Here is a 16,650-nt window from a genome sequence, read left to right as displayed (position 1 = left end):
CGGCCGAGGGGAATGCATGAAGCCCATCTATATCGACTACCTCAACGCTCTCGATATCGAAGCGCTGGCGATGAGCGACGCCGAGATCATCGGCGCCGTCGAAGCCGGGCTGGTCGCGCAAGGCAAGGGCCAGACGGTGATCGAGCCGCGCGTCCATCTCGAGCCCGACCCGTCCTTCCACGGCCATTTCAACGTGCTGCGCGGCTATGTGGCGCCGCTCGAGGCGGCCGGCGTGAAGGTCGTCGGCGACTATGTCGACAACTACCTGCACGGTCTGCCGTCCGAATTCGGCATCCTCAACCTCTTCGACCCGCGCACCGGCACGCCGCGCGCCATCCTCGACGCCACCGTCATCACCGACATGCGCACCGGCGCGGTCACCGCCATCGGCGCCAAGCATCTGGCGAAGAAGTCATCCAAGGTGCTCGGCCATATCGGCGCGCGCGGCACCGCCTACTGGAATGTGCGCCTGCTGGATCACCTCTTCGATTTCGACGAGATCCGCGTCCATTCGCGCCGGCCGGAAAGCCGCGACGCTTTCGCCGCCAAGCTTGCCGCCGACCTCGGCAAGCCGGTCATGGCCGTGGCCGACTGGAAGAGCTGCGTCGAAGGCGCGGACATCGTCGTAGAAGCCTCGCGGCTGCCGGAGCCGCAACCATTGCTCAAGACCGAATGGATCAAGCGGGGCGCGCTGGTCGTGCCCTACGGCACGATGAGCGCGGTCGAGCTGTCGCTCACCGAGATCATGCAAAAGATCGTCGTCGACGACTGGGGTCAGTGCAAAGGCGGCAAGTTCGGCTCGCTGCGCGCCCATGTCGAGACGGGGCGGCTGAGCGAGGCGACGCTGCATGCCGAGCTCGGCCAGATCGCCGCTGGCCTCAAAGCCGGACGCCAAAGCGACGGCGAGACGATCCTATTTTGGCACCGCGGCCTGTCGCTATCGGACATCGCGCTCGGCAAGGCGATGCTGGCCAAGGCCGCGGACAAGGGCATCGGCCAGAGGCTGCGCTTCGCATGACCCCCCTCGTTCTCACCGGCGCCGGGGTCAGCATCGAGGACGTGGCCGCCGTCGCGCGCAATGCAGGAAAGGTCGAGGTCACGCCCGCCGTCATCGAACGGCTGGGCAAGGCGCGCAAGGTGCTCGACGAGGCCGCCGCCGGCGGTCAGCAGATCTACGGGCTGAACACCGGCTTAGGCGCCAATCTCGGCACGACGGTCGAAGGCGATGCCGGCGCGTTCCAGCGCCAGCTTCTCGACGGACGCGGTGCCGCGGTGGGAAACGCATTGCCAACCCAGCTCGTACGCGCGGCGATGTTCGCCCGCATCGCCATGCTCGCGGCAGGCGGCTCCGGTCTCTCGCCGCATGTCTTCACCGCGCTCGTCGATGTGCTCAACGCCGGCGTCCATCCGGTGATGCCTTCGCTCGGCTCCATCGGCGCCGGCGACCTGGTGCTGATGACGGCGATCGCCCACACGCTGATCGGCGAAGGCGATGCCGACTATCAGAGCAGGCGCATGCCTTCGGCAAAGGCGCTGATGATGGCACGCCTTGCCCCAGTCAGCCTGGCACCCAAGGACGGCCTGTCGCTGATCAACGCATCCGCCGTCTCCACCGGCGCCGGCGCGCTGGCGCTCACCGATGCGCTCTCGGCGTTGGAACAGCAACAACAGGCCGGTGCGCTCACCATGGAGGCGCTGGGCGCCAACCGCACCATCCTCGATCCCCGCCTGCACCTGGCGCGGCCTGCTGCCTGCCAGCAGGTTGCGGCGAAGGCGTTGCGCGATCTGCTGGCGCGCGATGAGGCGCCGGCGCCGACGACCATCCAGGATCCGCTGTCGATCCGCTGCATGCCCTCGATCCACGGCGCGCTGATCCAGGCGATCGATCACGCCAGGCTCGCGGTCGAAATCGAGCTCAACGCCGCCGCCGACAACCCGCTGGTGCTGGTCGAAGACTCGCTCGTGCTGTCGACCGGCAATTTCCACACCGCATCGCTGGCGCTGGCCTTCGAGACGCTGGGGCTGGCGATCGCCCAATGCGCGGCAGCGTCCGCCGCCCGCTTCATCCAGCTCACCGGCGCAACCCGCCACGGTCTGCCGAAATATCTGTCGCCGGTAGGCGGCGCCTCTGCCGGCTTCGTGCCGCTGCAGAAGACGGTAACGGCGATACTGGCTGGCATCCGCCACAAGGCCAATCCGGTGATGCTCGACTTCCTGCCCGTGTCCGAGGGCGTCGAAGACCACGCCACGCAGACGCCGCTTGCCGTCGCCAAATGCGCCGAGATGATCGTGCTGTGGCGGCGCCTGATCGCCTTCGAGCTGATGGCGGCGGCGCAGGCGGTCGACCTGCGCGAAGGCCTCACGCTGGCGCCCGCTACCGGCGTTATCCATGCGGCTGTACGCGCCCATGTGCCGACCCTCAAGGAAGACCGGCCGCTCGGCCCCAATGCCGACACGCTCCACGCCGCGCTCGCCGACGGGACCTGGCGGGCCTAATGCTGGATTAAGCTGTTCTTTCAGAGCTTTCCGTCCATCCTCTTCATGAAGAGGGTGAGTTCGTCCGGATCCATATGCACGATGTGCCTGTCTTCCGGATAGGCGCCGCTGTTGACGTCGGCGACGTATTCGGAAAACGCCGCGATGCGCTCGGCCTGCAGCCGGTCGTACTCGGCGGCGAAGTTGCGATAGACCTTCGAGTGGCGCGGCATGTGGCCGCGATTGGTGCCGAGAATGTCTTCCGCAAACAGGTATTGGGCATCGCAGCCGGTTCCCGCGCCCATCGACAGCATGATCAGCGAGGTGCGCTCGGAGATCGCCTTCGCCACCTCGACCGGCACCACCTCGATCTCGGCCCCGATCGCGCCGGCCGCCTCCAGCTGCTTCACCGCCTCGAACACTTGCATGGCCGTATCGGCGGTCTTGCCGACCGCCTTGAAGCCGCCGGTCCAGGTCGCGCGGGAAGGAATGAGCCCGACATGGCCGATGACGGGAATCGCATCGTCGGCCATGCGCTTGATCGTGGCGTAGCCGGCGCTGCAATAGACGGCATCCGCGCCGGCCTTGTAGAGCCGGAACGACCAGCGCAGGAAATCGTCCGCCGTGCCGATCTCGAAGAAATTTTCGCCCGGCATGGTGAAAAGGCTGGGTGCGGCATCGCGATATTGCGGATTGAGCACCAGCTCCGGCGGTACCGAGACGATGTCGATGCCGGCCCGTTCGGCGGCCTCCGCTTCGTCCAGCGTCAGCACGCGCAGCATGGTCAGCTGCCGCTTGCCCTTCATGGCGCGCAGGTCGGCGACGGTCGGTCTCTTTCGGCTCATCGGTATATTCCTGTTTTACTTGGCTAACGGCTCTCAGCCGATCTCGATCATCACCTTGCCGGCCTCGACTTTGACCGGATAGATCTTGAGGTTGACGCATACCGGCGCGCCCTTGGCCTGACCGGTCTTGTAGTTGAAGCGTCCATTGTGCTTGGGGCATTCGATGATGTCGTCCATCACCAGCCCATCGGCCAGATGCGCTTTTTCATGCGTGCAAAAGCCGTCGGTGGCGAAGAACTCGTCGTCGGGCGAGCGGTAGATCGCGAAGGTGCGGCCGCCGTGGTCGAAGCGGATCACGTCCTCCTCGTCCACGTCGCCCACCGCGCATGCTTCGACCCACTCCGCCATCGTCTTTCTCCGGATTGCTGCGCGACGCCTATTCGGCAGCCGCTGCCGTCATATCGAGCTCGTGAAATTCGCCACGATAGGGCTTGGCCGTCGGCGGCAGCTCGCGCTTGAGGTAGTAGTCCTCGTATTTCAGCTGTCTGAGCAGCACCGGCCACACCTCGCGATAGGCGTGCCACATCGACGGGTTCGGCACCGGCAAATCGTGCTTGATCAGCTCGTGCAGCTTCGGCAGCGCGTGGTAGGGCACCATCGGGAACATGTGATGCTCCACATGGTAGTTCATGTTCCAGTAGATGAACCGGCTGAGCGGGTTCATATAGACGGTGCGCGAGTTGAGCCGGTGGTCGATGACATTGTCGGCAAGGCCGATATGCTGCAGCAGGCCGGTCAGCACCATGTGCCAAGTGCCGTAGAGGCGCGGCAGGCCGATCAGCACCATCGGTATCCATGATCCAAGCGCGATCGCGACAAAGATCGTCGCGGCATACACGACCATGTGCCAGCGCGCCGCGACCACCGCCTTGTGCCGCTCCATCTCCGGGATGTAGCTCGTCTCGTCATCCGACAGCTTGCCGAGGGCCTGGCGCACCAGTGTCGGCAGCGAATAGCGGAAGTCGAGGACGCCGGTGAAGGCAAGCGCCGCCTTCAAGAGGTCCGGCGGTCGCATCACGGCGATCTCGGCGTCGCGGCCGACAATGATGGTGTCGGTGTGGTGGCGGGCATGGCTCCAGCGCCACTGCACCGGATTGCGCATCAGCATGAACGAGGCGATCTGGTAGACGACGTCGTTCATCCAGCGCGTGCGGAACGCGGTGCCGTGGCCGCATTCGTGCCAGCGCGAGTCGCTCGAAGAGCCATAGAGCACGCCGTAGACGAACAGGAACGGCACCACCCACCACGTGCCCCAGAACCAGACGATGCCGGCGGCCGAGCCCAGGATCGCTGCAATCCAGATGACGGTGTCGCGGATCGCCGGCCCGTCGGAGCGCTGCATCAGCTCCTTCATAGTCTTGCGCGGCACGTCGGTGTGGTACCACTCGGCCGATGCGAGCCCGGTCTCGATCGCAAGCCGGGTGCTTTCGCCGACAAGGCTGTAGTCGCGCTTCGTCCCGGCGGCCGTCGTCATCGTCGCTTCCCCCGCCGGCTCTCAAAGACCGTTGGCGCGGAATTTCCCGTCCAGAAATGTCTTGGCGCGCGGCACGTCGTCTTCCGTCAGATGCTCGATGATCACCGGAATATTCGGGTGCTTCTCGCTGAGCCGCGTGAGATAGAGGTCGTAGTTGAGCGCGCCGAGCCCCGGCGCCGGCAATTCGATCTCGCCGACGCCCCGGAAGGTCAGCCCTTCATGCGCATCCGCGTCGCCGATATCGGCATGCTTTTCCGTCTTGTCGCTGCCCGAGCGCTTCACGTCCTTGGCATGCGCGATTTTGATCTTGTCGGTCAGCGTGTCGAAGACCTGGTTCAGCACCTGATCCATGCGGTCGATATTGTGCGCCTCGAAATAATTGGTCGGATCCATCAACAAGCCTAATCCTGGGTGATCCACCTGCGCGAACATCCTGACCGTCTCCTCGACCGAACCGACGACGTTGTTGACATAGGTCTCGAGCAGGAACACCGCGCCGTGGTCGTAAGCCGTCTGCGCAAGATCCGAGATCACCTTTCGGCATTCCTCGAAGCCTTCCTCGGTCTTGTTCTTCGGGTGATGCACCCAGTCGGACTCGGTGTTGTAGGTGCCGGTCTCGGAGATCACGTAAGGGCTGCCGAATTCACGTGCATTGCGGATGATCTCCTTCAGATAGGCAAGCCGCTTCTCACGCTCGGCTTTGTCCGGATGAATGATGTTGGTGTAGCCGGACACGCAGCAGACCGGCAGATTGTAGTCGCGGAACGTGTCGCGCACCGTCCTTGCCTTGTTCCTGGTGATCTGCCCGGCCGAGAGATCGATATCCTTGAAATGCAGGTCGAGCTGCACGGTATTGAAACCCAGCGCGCGGATTCGCCTGGCGACTTCCTCGACCTCGTAGGGAAAATAGCCTGTGAAGATACCTGCCTGCATCATGAGGTGAACTCCTCCGGGTAAGCGATTCCGCCGTCGTGCCTTTGGCTTTCTCAGTCGACGCGGACTTCGGAGAGCTTGATGGTACGGCCCTCCGCCATCGAGCGGTAGCCGGCCTCGACCAGCGCCATGGTCTTGACATTGTCGGCAACGGACAGCGCCGGCGGCGTGCCGGTCTTCAGTGCGTATTGCAATTGCTCCATGACGCCGATGAATGCATGCGGGAACCACATCGTCTCCCAGCTTGGGCTGACCCATTTTCCACCGGTCGTCTCGGTCGAGGCGTAAGTCAGCGTCGATGCGACGCCCTTTGGCCAGCCGATGGTGCCCTTGGCAACACCCTTGGCGCCATCGACGCGCCAGTTGATGTGCTGGTCGTCCTGATAACCTTGCTCACGCGGGCCTGACCAGACGTCCTCCAGCGACACGGCGAGTACGCCGGAGGGAAATCTGAGCGTGGAAACGGTGATGCCGTCGACATGCTCAAACCGAGTGCGCGGATCCTTGCGCGCCTGTGTGGTGATCTCATCGGGATCGCCGAATAGAAAGCGCAGCACGTCGAGATGGTGCACGCTCATATTGGCGAGCGTCAGCCGATCGTAATCGGCAAGGAAGGTTTGCCAATGCGGGATCGCGTGCATGTCGATCTCGGCAAAGACGATCTCGCCCAGCGCCCCGCTGTCGATGATCTGCTTCAGGACGCGCATCGACTGGTCGTAGCGCATGTTCTGGTTGACCGAGAGTATCTTGTCGGAGGCCGCCGCCTCGTCGCGCAGCTTGACCGCCTCCTCCACCGACAGCGCCAGCGGCTTCTGCGCCAGGATTGCCTTGACGTGAGGCTGTCGCAGGGCATGGCGGATCAGCGCGGGCTGCTGATCGGGCGGGAAGGCAAGGTCGACGATCTCGACGTGGCTGTCCTCGATGAGCTGTTCCGGCGTATCGTGAACGGTCTCGATGTCCCAGCGAGCGGCGACCTTTTCGGCATTCGCCCGCGTGCGCGAAGCGAGTGCGACAACCGGAAAGCCAGCCTCATGGTAAGCGGCGAGATGGCATTCGGCCATGATCATGCCGGCCCCGATGCAGCCGATCCGGTATTCTCTGGTACGAACCTTCACATCCGGTTCGAAACCCGTGCTCGCCATCCATTCCTCCCGTCGAGGACTGGATATAACGCCATGGCCTGCACATCAGCCAAGGCCCACACCATCATTTCCCATCAGGGATCGGCAGCGGCAACCGTCAGCTTGCCGCGATCAGCACCGTGCTTTCCGGCGACCAGCTGAGCACCACCGGCTGTCCTTCGGCCAGCCGCTCGGCGCCGGTGTTCTGGACGATCACTTTCAGCGTCTGCCCATCACGCTCGACGAAATAGGTGCTGTTGTTGCCGGCGAAGATGCGTTTCGAGACTTGCCCCTTGAGCGTGTTGGCGTCGCCTTTGTCAGGCCTCGTCGTACCGGTCGAAATTTGGATGCGTTCCGGCCGCACGGCACAGCTCGCCTTGGCGCCGGCCGCCAGCGATGGCCCGGAGGCGGCGACGATCATCGTGCCATCCGGCAGCCGGATGCCGTTGCCGGTCGCATCACCGCGAAAGATGTTGGCGTCGCCGAGAAAGGTCGCGGCGAACTCGCTTTGCGGTCTGTCGTAGATCTCCTCCGGCGGCCCTTCCTGCACCAGCCTGCCGTCGCGCAATATGCCGATGCGGTCGCTCATCGTCAGCGCCTCCTCCTGATCGTGCGTGACGAAGATGGTGGTGATGCCGATCTCGCGCTGGATGCGCTTCAGCTCGATCTGCATGTCGACGCGCAGCGCCTTGTCGAGCGCGCCGAGCGGCTCGTCGAGCAGAAGCACGCGCGGCTTGGTGACGATGGCGCGCGCCAACGCCACGCGCTGGCGCTGGCCGCCGGAGAGCTGATGAGGCTTGCGCCCGCCGAGCTTGCCGAGCTGTACGAGGTCGAGCGCGCGCTGCACTTCCGTGGCGATCGTCGCTTTCGGCTCGCCGCGCACCGAAAGCCCGAAGGCGACATTGTCGGCGACGCTCATGTTCGGAAACAGCGCGTAGTTCTGGAACACCATACCGATGCGCCGCTTCTCGACCGGCACGCGCTCCACGCTTTCACCGCCGATGGCGATACGGCCCGCGTCGGGAAAGTCGAAGCCGGCGATCTGGCGCAGCAGTGTAGTCTTGCCGCTGCCCGAAGGCCCAAGCAGCGCGTAGAAGCCGCCGTCGGGAAAGTCGATCGAGACGTCGTCCAGCGCCTTGTGCGCGCCAAAGCTGCGGAAGACGTTCGCTACCTGGACGCCTGCCATCTATTTCTCTCCGCCGAATTTGAAGAAGCGCGCCGTGAGCAGCATCAGCGCCATCGACACCACGATGATGATCGTCGACACCGCGTTGATCTCGGGCGTGAATCCCTTGCGGATCGCGGCGTAGATTTCGACCGGCAGCGTCGTCTGGCCGGGCGTCGACAGGAAGTACGAAACGACGAACTGGTCGAAGGAGACGGCAAAGGCGAACAGCCCGCCGGCGATCACGCCGGGCATGATCCAGGGCAGCGTCACGCGGTTGGTGACCTGCCACTGGTTGGCGCCGAGCGAGCGAGCCGCCTCCTCCAGCTCCGGCGCGAAGGTCTGCAGCCGGGCGGACACGACGACGATCACGTAAGGCAGCGCCAGCGCGACATGCCCGAGCAGGATGGCGACCAGACCGCGGCCGATGCCGATGCCGAAAAAGAAGATCAGCATCGCCGTGCCGGTGATCAGCCACGGAATGGCGATCGGCGGAAACAGCAGCGCCTGCAGCAGCTTCTTGCCGCGGAATTCATAGCGGTAGAGCGCCAGCGACGCCATCGAGCCCAGCACCGTTGAGATGATCGTCGTGATGACAGCGATCTCGATGCTATTCCAGGTCGCCGCGATCAACTGGTCGTTCTGCCAGAGCGATTGATACCAGTCCGTCGTCCACTCGAACGGCAATTGGTAGAAGGGCGAGACGTTGAACGACATCAGCGCCATGATGATGATCGGCAGATAGAGGAAGGCGAGCAGCAGGACGATATAGAAGCGGCCGAGCCATTCGAGGATGCGTGTCGTCGCCATCAGCCGGCCCTCCGCAGCACCGGCGCCGCGAGCGCCAGAATGATCAGCACCACGGCGAGCAGAATGAAGGAAAGCGCCGCCCCCAGCGGCCAGTTGAAGACGGCGACAAACTGATCCTCTATGACGGTGCCGTAGAAAGTGCCGGTGCGGCCGCCGAGGATGCGCGGCTCCATGAAGGAGCCGACGACCGGCACGAAGATCAGTGCCGCGCCGGCGATAAGGCCGGGCATCGACAGCGGGATGATAACCCGCTTGAGCACCTGCAGCCGCGAGGCGCCGAGCGAGCGCCCGGCCTCGATCAGCGAGTCGTCGATCGCCTGCAGCGTGAGATAACAGGTCAGCACCATGTAGGGCACGTAGGAGTGCACGAGGCCGATGATGACGGCCGGATAGGAATACATCAGGTCGATGTTGATCTTGAACGGCAGCACGGCGTTGAGCGCCGTATCGAGGATGCCGCCCTCGCGCAGCACCATCGCCCAGGAGAAGATGCGCACCAGCCCGTTCGACCAGAAAGGCAGGATGACGAGCAGGAAGATCGCCTCGCGGCTGCGCCCTTTCAGCACCTTCGCCAGCACATAGGCCGCCGGATAGCCGATGACGATGCACCACAGCGTGACCTCGAGCCCGAGCCGCAAGGAGGCGAACAGCAGTGTCGAGTAGAGGCTTTGCGAGAAGAAGGCGGCATAGTTGCCGAGCGTGAAGGCCCAATCCTTCCCTGCCAGCGGCAGGTCGGTCATGAAGGAGAAGAAGACCATGGCCGACAGCGGCAGGAAGATCGCCACCGTCAGCCACAGATAGGCAGGAAGGAGAAGCGGCAGGGCGGGCTTCAGTCCGCGGCGCGGACCGGTCGCGAGCTGCTCGGCCATGATGCCTCTCCTCCCCGAGCCAACTATTTCACGTTGACCTTCAGCTCCTGCCAGAGCGCCAGGTATTTCTCGCGCTGCTCATCGGTGACCGGCGCCTGGAACTGGATGCGCTTGGCGACCTCGGGGCTGCCCATGACCTTGCGGTTGAAGGCGTCCTCAGGGAGAGCCTCGACCGCCTTGGTGTTGGCCGAGACCGGCGCGCCGACCTTGGTAACCCATTCGACATAGAATTTCGGGTCGATCATGTAGTTGATGAAGGCTTCGGCGCCGGCGACGTTCTTCGAGCCGGCGGGAATTGAGAAGGCATCGAGCCAGGCGACGGCGCCTTCCTGCGGAATGACCAGCGAGACCGGCAGCTTGAAATGCGTCTTGGCGCGGTCGGCCGAGCCGCTCCAATAGGTGCCGATGTCGATCTGGTTGGAGGCGACCATCTGGTTCCAGTCGTTCTCCGAGCTCCAGAAGGTCTTGATCTGCGGCATCAGCGAGGTGAGCTTCGCCTTGACTGCCTCCATGTCCTTGATGTCGTTGATGTTCTGTCCCGATGCAATGGCGCCGAACTGCACCGCCTCGACCGCGTCGTCGCGGATGACGACGCGGCCCTTATGCGCCGGATCCCACATTTCGGTGATGCTCGTCGGCGGCTTGTCGAAGGATTTTTCGTTGATCGCGAGCGCGGTCAGGCCCCAGACCCACGGCACGCCATAGACCTTGCCGTCGTGGTTCAGCATCGGCGAGCCGGCCTTGTCCTTGGCGATGTCGGCGTAGTTGGAGAGCTTCGATGTGTCGATCGGTTGGATCAGCTTGCCGGCCATCGCCTGATCGTTGAAGGCAGCGTTGATCATGACGACGTCGTAGAGCCCTGGATTGGTCCTCAGCTTCGTCAGCATCTCCTGCTCGGAGTTGAAGAAGTCGTTGACCACCTTGAAGCCGGTTGCCTTCTCGAAATTGGCGACCGCCCACGGCTCGTCGGTGCCGTAGCCTTTCCAGTTCAACACGTGCACTTCTTCGGCGGCCTGGGCGGCCAGCGTGAATGCGGAAACCAAGACGGCGGCCGCCGTCAGAAAAGCAGTCAGTCTGGGCATGCGCATGTTGTTTTCCTCTCATTGTTTGCCCGCTTTGCGGGCTTGTTAAGGTGTGGCCTCTTGCTCCTCGCCACGCACGGTCACCGGGCGATCGTGAAGGGCGAGGAATTCCCGGATTTCCGTGTCCGTCGGCGCTGACGAGCCGCCATGACGCGTGACGGAAAGGGCCGCGGCGGCGTTCGCGTAGCCGGCCGCTTCGTAAGCCGACAGGCTGCGCGACAATGCGCTGACGAAGGCTCCGATATGCGTGTCGCCGGCACCATTGGTGTCGATGGCGTTGACCGCGAAGCCGGGGATCGCACGCGTGCCGCCTTCCGCCAGCCGCACCAGGCAGCCGCGCGCGCCGGCGCGGATGACCACGCCTTGAGCCTTGGGGCAATGCTGCGCGAGCAAGCGGATGGCGACGGTTTGCGCGTCGCCCGCGCCGGCGATTTCGGCGGCCTCGTCCGCGTTGCAGCTCAGCCAGGTGGTGCACGCCAACACCCTGTCCAGGATCGGCCGCGGAATCTCCGCGATCACCGGCGTCGGGTCGAAGACCAATGGACTGTCCGCCGGCAGCGCCTCGATCCAGTCAGCGAGCGCATCGCGGCTGCCGGGATAGCTCAGCGTGTAGCCGGAGGTGAAAATCCAATCGCCCGGGGTGATTTGGACAGGCATCATCATGTCTGGCGTGAGCACGCTTTCGGCTCCCGGCCATGAGACGAAGGTGCGCTCTGCGTCGCTGCTGATCATGGCGACGCAATTGCCGCTGTCCATCAGTGGTGACGGCGGCGTCAGCGTCTCGATGCCTTCGGCGGCAAATGCCGACCGCAGCAAATCGCCGTCGGGTCCGGTGCCGAGCCGCCCGCCGAACACCACTTTCATGCCAGTGCGGCTCGCCGCCACCATCATGTTGAAGCCGCCGCCGGCAACCCGCGCGTAGCTCGACGCGGTCCTTTCCGCGCCGGGCGCAGGCAAGGCATCGATGCGGTAGACATAATCCACCACCGCGCTGCCGACATGGACGAGCCGTCCACTCATGCTGCAGCCTCCTTGCCCGAGCCGGCCTTTGCCGTCCGCGCTGTGACGAGATCGCTGGCCAGCGTGCGGACTTCCGCGAGGTCGATGCCCGTGAGCCTTGCGATGCGATCCTGCGGCAACTCCGACAAGCCCGAGCACGCGCCCGCCATGCCGGCGGCGATAGCGCCGATCGTGTCGGTGTCACCACCGAGATTGGCGGCAATGACGGCTGCCTGCCACGCATCGCCTTGCGCCACCTCCAGCACCGCGAATGCCGCCGGCACCGATTCCTGACTGGCGACGCCGGTGCCGACCAGGTCGACGATCAGCCTGATTGCGTCGTTCTCGGCTTTGCCGCGAACCAGCTCCTGCGCCCAGAGGATGCGCGCAGCGATGTCGCCGCCGGTCGCCCAATGGCCGAGCGCGGCGCCGAGTCTCGCCGCTGCGACCGCATGGCCGGACGCGGCGCGCCAGTCGCCGCCCGATACACCGAGACTGACCGCGGCAGCGACGGCGGCCGCGGAGGCAATGGCGATCGAGGTGTTATGCGTGGCCCGGCAGGTTTCGGCGACCTTGGCGACCAGCACGTCGAGCGGCTCCGGTAGCATCATGATGCCGACAGGCGCGATGCGCATGGCTGCGCCATTGGTGTCGCCGCCGCGTCCCGCCTCTTCCGCCGGCACGCCCTCATTGATCGCGTCGATGGCGCGCTTCGTCGATGGGCCAAGCAGGTCGTAGCTGCCGCGCGCCTTGACGTCCCGCTCCCAGTCGAGCAGCGCGTTGACCCAGCGCCCGTGGTCGAAGCGCTCGCCGGAACTGACCAGGATGCGGCCGAGCAGCAGCGCCTGCTCGGTGTCGTCGGTGATGGCGCCTTCCGGCAGCCCCTTGGACACTGGATGGTCGGCGGCGGGCGCGACGAAATCTTCGACGTGGCCGTAGAGCTCGGCGATACGGGCGGGCGACAGAAGCTGCGTCGGCATGCCTAGCGCATCGCCCAGCGCGCCGCCGATGAGCGCGCCCATTGCCCGGTCGGTCATATCGGCCGCGCCCATGCTCAAAATTCCAGATGCAGCGCGAAATGCGCCGGGTTGAGCAGGCTGGTGACGAATTCGATGGCGCGCCCGTCGGCGGCGCGTGTCAGCCGCCGCGTCCTGAGGAAAGGCGTGCCCGGCGCGCAGTCGAGGATGGCGGCGTCCGCGGCGCTCAGCATCTCGATGTCGACCCACTCCTCGCCATGGTCTGGAACGAGCCCTGCCCCGCGCAATGTCTGGTGCAGCGAGCCTTCGCGCAGGCCGCGCAGCGGCACGTCTTCAAGCTCCGGCGATAAAGGCAGACGACTGCGTTCGATCGAAATGGCATGTCCGTCGTCCGCATTGGTTCGCACGCGGTCGACGGCGATGAATGACGGGTTTTCGACACCGAGTCTCGCCGCGAGTTCGGCGTCCTCGATGACCTCGAGCCGCAACGTCCGGGTCTCGGCATTGGCGCCGGCATTGGCCAACGCGCGCGACCAGCCGATGGCGTCATCGACCGGCATGCCGTCGAAAGTGACGAAGGAGCCGATACCGACCTTGGTGGTGATCAGCCCGCGATTGGATAGCTCCTCCAATCCTTTGCGAACCGTGTTGCGGCTGACGGAGAAGCGCTGAACAAGCTCGTTCTCGCTCTGCAGGCGATCGCCGAAGCCGAGCACGCCGGAGCGGATCTCGCGCTCCAGCACCGTTGCGATCTGCTCGGGCTTGCCCGTGCCGGGGGTGAGCTGCATCGCGCGACGGGCCATATCGATACCTGTTCAATGAACCTGTATAATCCTGTTCAGTATTGGATATGGACGGGCGAGTCAATGCCGTTGTTACGACCGTCGCCGCTCACTTGCCTGTTGGTATCCGGCGTCACAAAAGGGGCGGGAACTCGCCAAATCAAACGAAGAAGAATTTCTCGACGCGCCGCATTGCCCATGGAAAACTTGTGTTCGCAATGCAAACTGAATCCCCGGAGCCTGGAGATGGTCAAGTTCCTGCCGCTGAAAGAGGCCGTCGCGGAGAACCTGCATGATGGCGACGCTGTCGCCTTCGAGGGCTTCACCCATCTGATCCCGACCGCCGCCGCGCATGAGGCGATCCGCCAGGGTTTTCGCGATCTGACACTGATCCGCATGACGCCCGACCTGATCTACGACCAGATGATCGGCATGGGCATGGCAAGGAAGATCGTCTTCTCCTATCTCGGCAATCCGGGTGTTGGCCTGCTCAGGCGCGTTCGCGACGCCATCGAGAACGGTTTTCCGCGCGCGATCGAGGCTGAAGAGCACAGCCATGCAGGCATGGCCAACGCCTATGAGGCGGGCGCGGCCGGCCTCCCCTGCGCGGTGTTTCGCGGCTATCGCGGCGCAGGCCTGCCTGCGGTCAATCCAAACATCAGGTCCGTCACCTGCCCCTTTACCGGGGAGGTGCTTGCCGCCGTGCCGGCAATCCGGCCCGATGTCACCTTCGTCCATGCGCAGAAGGCGGACCGGAAAGGAAACGTGCTGGTCGAAGGCATCATCGGCATCCAGAAGGAGGCCGTTCTTGCCGCAAAACGCGCCGTGGTGACGGTCGAGGAAGTGGTCGACAATTTCGACGATCTCCACCCCAACCTCACCGTGCTGCCGGGCTGGACAATCGCGGCGATCGCGGTCGTGCCCGGCGGCTCGCATCCCTCCTATACGCATGGCTATTACGAACGCGACAACGCCGCCTATCTCGAATGGGATGAGATCGCCGCCGACCGCGACCGCTTTCAGGCATGGATGCGGAAGAACGTCCTGGAAAGCACGGCGGAAGACTTTGCCGGCCGCGTCGAGCATCTGAGGAAAGCCGCATGAACGACACGCCAAACCTGGGCTTCACCCCTAACGAGATGATGACGATCGCCGCCAGCCGCGCACTGAAGAACGACGATGTCTGCTTCGTCGGCATCGGCGCGCCGTCGGCCGCCTGCAACGTCGCGCGGCTGACGCATGCGCCCGACATCACGCTGATCTATGAGAGCGGCACCATCGGCACGGCGCCCGACGTGCTGCCGCTGTCGATCGGCGACGGCGAATTGTGCGACACGGCCGTCACCACCGTCGCAGTGCCGGAGATGTTCCGCTACTGGCTGCAGGGCGGGCGCATCTCGATCGGCTTTCTCGGCGCCGCCCAGCTCGACAAGTTCGGCAACATCAACACCACCGTCATCGGCGATTATGGGCACCCGAAGACGCGGCTGCCCGGCGGCGGCGGCGCGCCGGAGATCGCCACCTCGTCGAGAGAGGTCTACATCACCATGGCGCAGTCGAAGCGCGGCATGGTCGAGAAGATCGACTTCTTCACCTCCTTCGGCCATGGCGAGGGCGGCGACCATCGCAAGCGCCTCGGCATCGACACCGCCGGCCCGACGCTTTTGATCACCGATCTCGCCATCTGGAAGCCTGACCCGGTGACCAAGGAATTCACCGTCGTGTCGCTGCATCCCGGCGTCACGCGCGAAGAGGTGCAGGCGACCTGTGGCTGGACGGTCAAGTTCGCGGAGGCCCTTGACGAGACGCCGGCGCCGGCGGAACTCGAGCTGAAGACATTGCGCGACCTGCAGGCCCGCACCAAGGCGGCGCATCAAGGGACCGCCAAAGGGAAAGCCGCATAAATGACTGATGCCTTCATCTGCGATTACATCCGCACGCCGATCGGCCGCTTCGGCGGCGCGCTGTCCTCGGTGCGTGCGGACGATCTCGCTGCCGTACCGCTGAAAGCCTTGGTCGAGCGCAACCCGGGCGTCGACTGGGCGGCCGTCGATGACGTTGTCTATGGCTGCGCCAACCAGGCCGGCGAGGACAACCGCAACGTCGCCCGCATGGCGCTGCTGCTTGCCGGCCTCCCCCAGGACATCCCTGGCTCGACGGTCAATCGTCTGTGCGGCTCGGGCATGGATGCCGTCACCATCGCTGCGCGCGCCATCAGGGCCGGCGAAGCCGAGCTGATGATTGCCGGCGGCGTCGAGTCGATGAGCCGCGCGCCTTTCGTCATGCCGAAGGCCGACAGCGCCTTCTCGCGTAATGCGGAGATCTACGACACCACTATCGGCTGGCGCTTCGTCAACCCGCTGATGAAGAAGCAGTACGGCGTCGATTCCATGCCGGAGACCGGCGAGAACGTCGCAGAGGATTTTTCGATCTCACGCGCCGACCAGGATGCTTTCGCCGTGCGCAGCCAGGACAAGGCCGTCGCCGCGCAAGCCAACGGCCGGCTGTCTAGGGAGATCACGCCGGTGACCATCCCGCAGAAGAAAGGTGACCCTGTCGTCGTGGCGAAGGACGAGCATCCCCGCGCCGGCACGACCATCGAGGCGCTGGCCAAATTGCCGACGCCGTTTCGCCAAGGCGGGACGGTGACGGCGGGCAACGCCTCCGGCGTCAATGACGGCGCGGCCGCCCTCATCGTGGCTTCGGAAGCGGCAGCGAAGAAACATGGCCTGACGCCGATCGCCCGCATCCTCGGCGGCGCAGTCGCAGGCGTCGCGCCGCGCATCATGGGCATCGGTCCGGCGCCTGCCACGAAGAAACTCTGCGCCCGCCTCGGCCTGAGACCCGAGCAATTCGACGTCGTCGAATTGAACGAAGCCTTCGCCTCGCAAGGCGTCGCCGTGCTGCGTGAGCTCGGCATCGCCGAGGACGCCGCGCACATCAATCCAAATGGCGGGGCGATCGCGCTTGGCCATCCGCTCGGCATGTCCGGCGCGCGCATCACCGGCACGGCAGCGCTGGAGCTTCGCGAGCGCGGCGGCAAGCTTGCTTTGGCCACCATGTGCATCGGCGTTGGCCAGGGGATCGCGATAGCGCTGGAACGGATGTGACCGCGTCC

At 64.8% G+C, this 16,650-nt stretch carries 17 protein-coding genes; 5 read left to right on the top strand and 12 right to left on the bottom strand.

The window, feature by feature from the left end; translation table 11 throughout:
* Positions 1 to 16: 16 nt before the first annotated feature.
* Together QAZ47_RS15905 and hutH are read left to right on the top strand one after the other, a co-directional pair.
* Complete coding sequence (locus QAZ47_RS15905; protein ID WP_278229982.1) at positions 17 to 1,018, top strand: ornithine cyclodeaminase family protein; 1,002 nt, start codon at positions 17 to 19, stop codon at positions 1,016 to 1,018.
* Positions 1,015 to 2,496: a histidine ammonia-lyase gene (gene hutH, locus QAZ47_RS15900; RefSeq protein ID WP_278229981.1), complete on the top strand. Its 1,482-nt coding sequence runs from the start codon at positions 1,015 to 1,017 to the stop codon at positions 2,494 to 2,496. Before QAZ47_RS15905 ends, hutH begins: the two co-directional genes overlap by 4 nt.
* Positions 2,497 to 2,516: 20 nt before the next feature.
* Here the strand turns inward: hutH and QAZ47_RS15895 are convergent, their stop codons facing one another.
* The 12 genes from QAZ47_RS15895 to QAZ47_RS15840 form a co-directional block, all read right to left on the bottom strand.
* Positions 2,517 to 3,320 carry a 3-methyl-2-oxobutanoate hydroxymethyltransferase gene (locus QAZ47_RS15895; protein WP_278229980.1) on the bottom strand — a complete coding sequence of 268 codons (804 nt, stop codon included), beginning with the start codon at positions 3,318 to 3,320 and terminating at the stop codon, positions 2,517 to 2,519.
* Between the two features lie 33 nt (positions 3,321 to 3,353).
* Entirely contained in the window at positions 3,354 to 3,668 is a 315-nt protein-coding gene (locus tag QAZ47_RS15890) for a MocE family 2Fe-2S type ferredoxin (RefSeq protein ID WP_278207718.1), read from the bottom strand.
* Positions 3,669 to 3,696: 28 nt separating this feature from the next.
* On the bottom strand, positions 3,697 to 4,794 hold the full coding sequence (locus QAZ47_RS15885; RefSeq protein ID WP_278207717.1) for a fatty acid desaturase family protein: 1,098 nt from the start codon (positions 4,792 to 4,794) through the stop codon (positions 3,697 to 3,699).
* A gap of 21 nt (positions 4,795 to 4,815) precedes the next feature.
* Positions 4,816 to 5,730 (bottom strand): sugar phosphate isomerase/epimerase, encoded by a 915-nt coding sequence (locus QAZ47_RS15880; protein WP_278207716.1) that lies wholly within the window; start codon positions 5,728 to 5,730, stop codon positions 4,816 to 4,818.
* 50 nt (positions 5,731 to 5,780) lie between these two features.
* The gene (locus QAZ47_RS15875; protein WP_278233740.1) at positions 5,781 to 6,869 is read right to left on the bottom strand and encodes a Gfo/Idh/MocA family oxidoreductase; all 1,089 of its coding nucleotides are present in this window, start codon (positions 6,867 to 6,869) and stop codon (positions 5,781 to 5,783) included.
* A 97-nt stretch (positions 6,870 to 6,966) separates the two neighbouring features.
* On the bottom strand, positions 6,967 to 8,034 hold the full coding sequence (locus QAZ47_RS15870) for an ABC transporter ATP-binding protein (protein WP_278233739.1): 1,068 nt from the start codon (positions 8,032 to 8,034) through the stop codon (positions 6,967 to 6,969).
* Positions 8,035 to 8,823, bottom strand: a complete 789-nt coding sequence (locus tag QAZ47_RS15865; protein WP_278233738.1) for an ABC transporter permease — start codon at positions 8,821 to 8,823, stop codon at positions 8,035 to 8,037.
* A complete protein-coding gene (locus tag QAZ47_RS15860) occupies positions 8,823 to 9,692 on the bottom strand; it encodes an ABC transporter permease (protein ID WP_278207712.1) in 870 nt (289 codons plus the stop codon). Before QAZ47_RS15860 ends, QAZ47_RS15865 begins: the two co-directional genes overlap by 1 nt.
* Before the next feature lie 23 nt (positions 9,693 to 9,715).
* On the bottom strand, positions 9,716 to 10,780 hold the full coding sequence (locus tag QAZ47_RS15855) for an ABC transporter substrate-binding protein (protein ID WP_278233737.1): 1,065 nt from the start codon (positions 10,778 to 10,780) through the stop codon (positions 9,716 to 9,718).
* Between the two features lie 39 nt (positions 10,781 to 10,819).
* A complete protein-coding gene (locus QAZ47_RS15850; protein ID WP_278233736.1) occupies positions 10,820 to 11,794 on the bottom strand; it encodes a PfkB family carbohydrate kinase in 975 nt (324 codons plus the stop codon).
* Positions 11,791 to 12,825 carry an ADP-ribosylglycohydrolase family protein gene (locus QAZ47_RS15845; protein ID WP_278233735.1) on the bottom strand — a complete coding sequence of 345 codons (1,035 nt, stop codon included), beginning with the start codon at positions 12,823 to 12,825 and terminating at the stop codon, positions 11,791 to 11,793. The genes QAZ47_RS15850 and QAZ47_RS15845 overlap by 4 nt, the downstream gene beginning before the upstream one ends.
* A gap of 2 nt (positions 12,826 to 12,827) precedes the next feature.
* Positions 12,828 to 13,553 carry a GntR family transcriptional regulator gene (locus QAZ47_RS15840; RefSeq protein ID WP_278207708.1) on the bottom strand — a complete coding sequence of 242 codons (726 nt, stop codon included), beginning with the start codon at positions 13,551 to 13,553 and terminating at the stop codon, positions 12,828 to 12,830.
* A gap of 225 nt (positions 13,554 to 13,778) precedes the next feature.
* On the opposite strand from QAZ47_RS15840, the gene QAZ47_RS15835 reads away from it, so the two are divergent.
* From QAZ47_RS15835 to pcaF, 3 genes are read left to right on the top strand one after another with little or no spacing between them, the layout of a single operon-like run.
* The gene (locus tag QAZ47_RS15835; RefSeq protein ID WP_278233734.1) at positions 13,779 to 14,636 is read left to right on the top strand and encodes a CoA transferase subunit A; all 858 of its coding nucleotides are present in this window, start codon (positions 13,779 to 13,781) and stop codon (positions 14,634 to 14,636) included.
* Positions 14,633 to 15,436 carry a CoA-transferase subunit beta gene (locus QAZ47_RS15830; protein WP_278233733.1) on the top strand — a complete coding sequence of 268 codons (804 nt, stop codon included), beginning with the start codon at positions 14,633 to 14,635 and terminating at the stop codon, positions 15,434 to 15,436. The genes QAZ47_RS15835 and QAZ47_RS15830 overlap by 4 nt, the downstream gene beginning before the upstream one ends.
* The gene (gene pcaF, locus QAZ47_RS15825) at positions 15,437 to 16,642 is read left to right on the top strand and encodes a 3-oxoadipyl-CoA thiolase (protein ID WP_278233732.1); all 1,206 of its coding nucleotides are present in this window, start codon (positions 15,437 to 15,439) and stop codon (positions 16,640 to 16,642) included.
* Positions 16,643 to 16,650 lie beyond the last annotated feature (8 nt).

Source organism: Mesorhizobium sp. WSM4904, assembly GCF_029674545.1.
Lineage (GTDB): Bacteria > Pseudomonadota > Alphaproteobacteria > Rhizobiales > Rhizobiaceae > Mesorhizobium.
Note: the sequence above shows the minus strand (reverse complement) of the source record. Positions and strands in the feature narration are given on the sequence as shown.

Bases quoted from the DNA above. Each gene is read 5' to 3' on its own strand.
- QAZ47_RS15890 (WP_278207718.1), bottom strand. From the start codon at position 3,668: ATGGCGGAGTGGGTCGAAGCATGCGCGGTGGGCGACGTGGACGAGGAG.
- QAZ47_RS15860 (WP_278207712.1), bottom strand. From the start codon at position 9,692: ATGGCCGAGCAGCTCGCGACCGGTCCGCGCCGCGGACTGAAGCCCGCC.
- QAZ47_RS15850 (WP_278233736.1), bottom strand. From the start codon at position 11,794: ATGAGTGGACGGCTCGTCCATGTCGGCAGCGCGGTGGTGGATTATGTC.
- QAZ47_RS15870 (WP_278233739.1), bottom strand. From the start codon at position 8,034: ATGGCAGGCGTCCAGGTAGCGAACGTCTTCCGCAGCTTTGGCGCGCAC.
- QAZ47_RS15835 (WP_278233734.1), top strand. From the start codon at position 13,779: ATGGTCAAGTTCCTGCCGCTGAAAGAGGCCGTCGCGGAGAACCTGCAT.
- QAZ47_RS15830 (WP_278233733.1), top strand. From the start codon at position 14,633: ATGAACGACACGCCAAACCTGGGCTTCACCCCTAACGAGATGATGACG.
- QAZ47_RS15905 (WP_278229982.1), top strand. From the start codon at position 17: ATGAAGCCCATCTATATCGACTACCTCAACGCTCTCGATATCGAAGCG.
- QAZ47_RS15845 (WP_278233735.1), bottom strand. From the start codon at position 12,825: ATGGGCGCGGCCGATATGACCGACCGGGCAATGGGCGCGCTCATCGGC.
- QAZ47_RS15885 (WP_278207717.1), bottom strand. From the start codon at position 4,794: ATGACGACGGCCGCCGGGACGAAGCGCGACTACAGCCTTGTCGGCGAA.
- QAZ47_RS15865 (WP_278233738.1), bottom strand. From the start codon at position 8,823: ATGGCGACGACACGCATCCTCGAATGGCTCGGCCGCTTCTATATCGTC.
- QAZ47_RS15895 (WP_278229980.1), bottom strand. From the start codon at position 3,320: ATGAGCCGAAAGAGACCGACCGTCGCCGACCTGCGCGCCATGAAGGGC.
- QAZ47_RS15840 (WP_278207708.1), bottom strand. From the start codon at position 13,553: ATGGCCCGTCGCGCGATGCAGCTCACCCCCGGCACGGGCAAGCCCGAG.
- QAZ47_RS15880 (WP_278207716.1), bottom strand. From the start codon at position 5,730: ATGATGCAGGCAGGTATCTTCACAGGCTATTTTCCCTACGAGGTCGAG.
- QAZ47_RS15875 (WP_278233740.1), bottom strand. From the start codon at position 6,869: ATGGCGAGCACGGGTTTCGAACCGGATGTGAAGGTTCGTACCAGAGAA.
- QAZ47_RS15855 (WP_278233737.1), bottom strand. From the start codon at position 10,780: ATGCGCATGCCCAGACTGACTGCTTTTCTGACGGCGGCCGCCGTCTTG.
- pcaF (WP_278233732.1), top strand. From the start codon at position 15,437: ATGACTGATGCCTTCATCTGCGATTACATCCGCACGCCGATCGGCCGC.
- hutH (WP_278229981.1), top strand. From the start codon at position 1,015: ATGACCCCCCTCGTTCTCACCGGCGCCGGGGTCAGCATCGAGGACGTG.